At 51.3% G+C, this 2475-nt stretch carries 2 protein-coding genes and 1 pseudogene; 2 read left to right on the top strand and 1 reads right to left on the bottom strand.

Annotated elements, in window-relative coordinates; all coding sequences use genetic code 11:
* The first annotated feature begins 476 nt into the window (after positions 1–476).
* Positions 477–1439 (top strand): helix-turn-helix transcriptional regulator, encoded by a 963-nt coding sequence (locus tag J4E70_RS19195; protein WP_213891553.1) that lies wholly within the window; start codon positions 477–479, stop codon positions 1437–1439.
* A gap of 27 nt (positions 1440–1466) precedes the next feature.
* Entirely contained in the window at positions 1467–2030 is a 564-nt protein-coding gene (locus tag J4E70_RS19190) for a hypothetical protein (RefSeq protein ID WP_213891551.1), read from the top strand.
* Positions 2031–2350: 320 nt separating this feature from the next.
* Here J4E70_RS19190 and J4E70_RS19485 read toward each other — a convergent pair.
* A pseudogene (locus J4E70_RS19485) lies at positions 2351–2475 on the bottom strand (IS6 family transposase); the annotation flags it as partial.

Genomic DNA, 2475 nt, shown 5'->3' with positions numbered 1-2475 from the left:
ATTGGTATGTTGGCGATGGTGAACTTGGCTGCCGCTGAGCCAACTCCGGCCTGCGCGCCCAGATAGAAACCATCAAACCTGTCGAACGAGACTGGTTCTTCGGCTCGTAATGGGCTTCCTGTGAACCCGATTACAAGCAGCAGAACGAGACTCGTATAAATTAACTTGAACATTTTAGCCCCCACTATTGTGTTCATGCAAAAACAGACTGCCTTCTCGCCCGTCGCTGCTTATTGCAAGCCCTGGGGAATCAAAAGCTAGTGCCACCTTACCCGACTTTTAATCAGGGGCATTATGTAAGAAGGAATTTGCTTCGCAATATCCATTAAGCGACAAACCGAACCTGTCGAGTACTGACTAGTGGCCCTGAGAAAAAGCCAATCAAATATCACTTCGATTTGATTTCATTCAAAAATTGCGCTAACAATGATCTGGCCGATCGCGCGTTGGAAGCTTAAGAAACGGAGTGTGCTGCATTGCAATTTGTACATGGTGTCTTCATTGCTCCGGCGCTTAAAGCTTTAAACCGCGAGAACGCCAATACTAACGACCTTTTTGCCCAGTCCGGTCTGGACGTGTTCAACATGCGGGATCTAGGGATTTGCCTGCCGCTTTCACGTGTCGCTGCGTTCTTTGATGCCGTGCGCTCCCGAATGGGGCACGAGATGTGGTTAGAGATCGTTCGGTCATACCGAATGAACAACATTCCCGGTTGGGGCGACGCGATTATGGGGATGCCGGATCTTCTGTCTGCAGTTCATTTGTCGACCAAACCGGAAAGTAGTATTCTTTCCAACGAAACGATAGTTCTGAACGTGTCGGGCCCCAAATCTATTTTCGTGGACAGCTTTCATCACGTGGACCAACAGACCAGAAATTGGCAATCCGAGTTTTCACTCCTCCTCGCGCTCGATGGGTTTCGCGCGGCGTGCGGCGATGCATGGGCACCAATAGAGATCGATCTGGTCTCAAAAGACGAATCGATACTGGACAGCATTCGCGGGCTGGACAACACGACGATACGCACGGGCCAGTTGGCAAACAGGCTGGTCTTTGAGACGGTTGATCTTGCCACGCGGATGTCTGGCGCCTATGTCGATCCGACACACATTGCACCAACTATGGACGGCAGAATGTATGCCTTGCTGGATTCGATCGAGCCCGAAACCAAAATCTCAGTGCAGCTGCTCGCAGACAGTTTCGATCTCTCACCCAGAACGCTTCAGAGAAGATTGGCCGACGAAGGCACGACATATTTCGAGATATTCGACCATTGGAGGATGGTAGTGGCGATCGGGTTGCTCGACGATCCGACTGTTTCGGTCAATGAGATTGCTGCCAGGTTGCACTACAGTAACAGCGCCCATTTCACCCGAGCCTTCCTGCGCTGGACCGGCATGACGACAAGCGCGTATCGCTACGGTCAATCCAAAGGCTAAAAGCCTCACAAGCCGAGAGAAACACACATGAAAACAACCATTCTAGGTGGGATTCTGTTTCTAGTGCCTTTAGCGTTTATTGCCATTGTGTTGGGCAAGGCGTTTGAGGTTAGCATGCTTCTGGCCCAACCGCTCGACGGTTTGATCCCGCTGGATAGTCTTGCAGGTATCGCGATGGCGAATATCATCGCCATCGTTCTGATCCTTGCAATCTGCTTTGCAGCCGGTCTTGCGGCGAAGACCACTATGATCTCCAAACGCGTTGGGCGCTTGGACGACACTCTGATTGATATCATACCCGGATATGCGGTTGCGAGAGGCATCGTCGGAGGAATCGCAGGCGAAGATGATACCACGCCTGTCTTGAGCCCGGTTCTGGTGAGATTCGACGACTTTGACCAATTAGCATTTGAAGTCGAACGCATGGGGGATCGCAGTGCAGTCTTCCTTCCGGGGTCGCCATCGGCCTGGTCAGGAACGTCGGTTATTGTTGATGTGGATCGCGTAGTGCGCTTGGATTTGCCGCCGCATCAGGCGATCAGCCTGCTTCGCGTTATGGGGCGCGGGATGTCCAAGATCGACTTGCCCTAAGTCCGCCGTGTCCAAGACTGATCCAAACAACCTGCCGACCTGAGATATTGACAAGCAAGCGAAATAGTCGGCTGTGCCGAATTGTACCTTCTCCTACCATTTAGGATAAGTATCTAATACTTTTATATATTTCCAGGAACGCGCCGACAGAATATGCTCGAACCATACCGGGACCGCCCGGAGGTTTGTGTTCTATATGCGCCCTACGAAATCCAGAACTCGTTTTGTAAAATGTCGCAAGGCCAAAGGTTTAGACAAAACTGCATTCACAGATGCTGAGTTGAGAACAGCACCAGTTAAGTCGAAAGAATATACAATTTTGAATGCGCGCGCATCCGCTCGACGCGTTTCCTGCGGATTTCGGCTGCAAATATCGCGCCAAATCTGTTCCACCAAAACCGCACAGTTTCGTGGCTGATCCCAATGCCACGCTCGTGCAGCAGAT

It is taken from the genome of Pseudohalocynthiibacter aestuariivivens, assembly GCF_018457175.1.
Lineage (GTDB): Bacteria > Pseudomonadota > Alphaproteobacteria > Rhodobacterales > Rhodobacteraceae > Pseudohalocynthiibacter > Pseudohalocynthiibacter aestuariivivens.
Note: the sequence above shows the minus strand (reverse complement) of the source record. Positions and strands in the feature narration are given on the sequence as shown.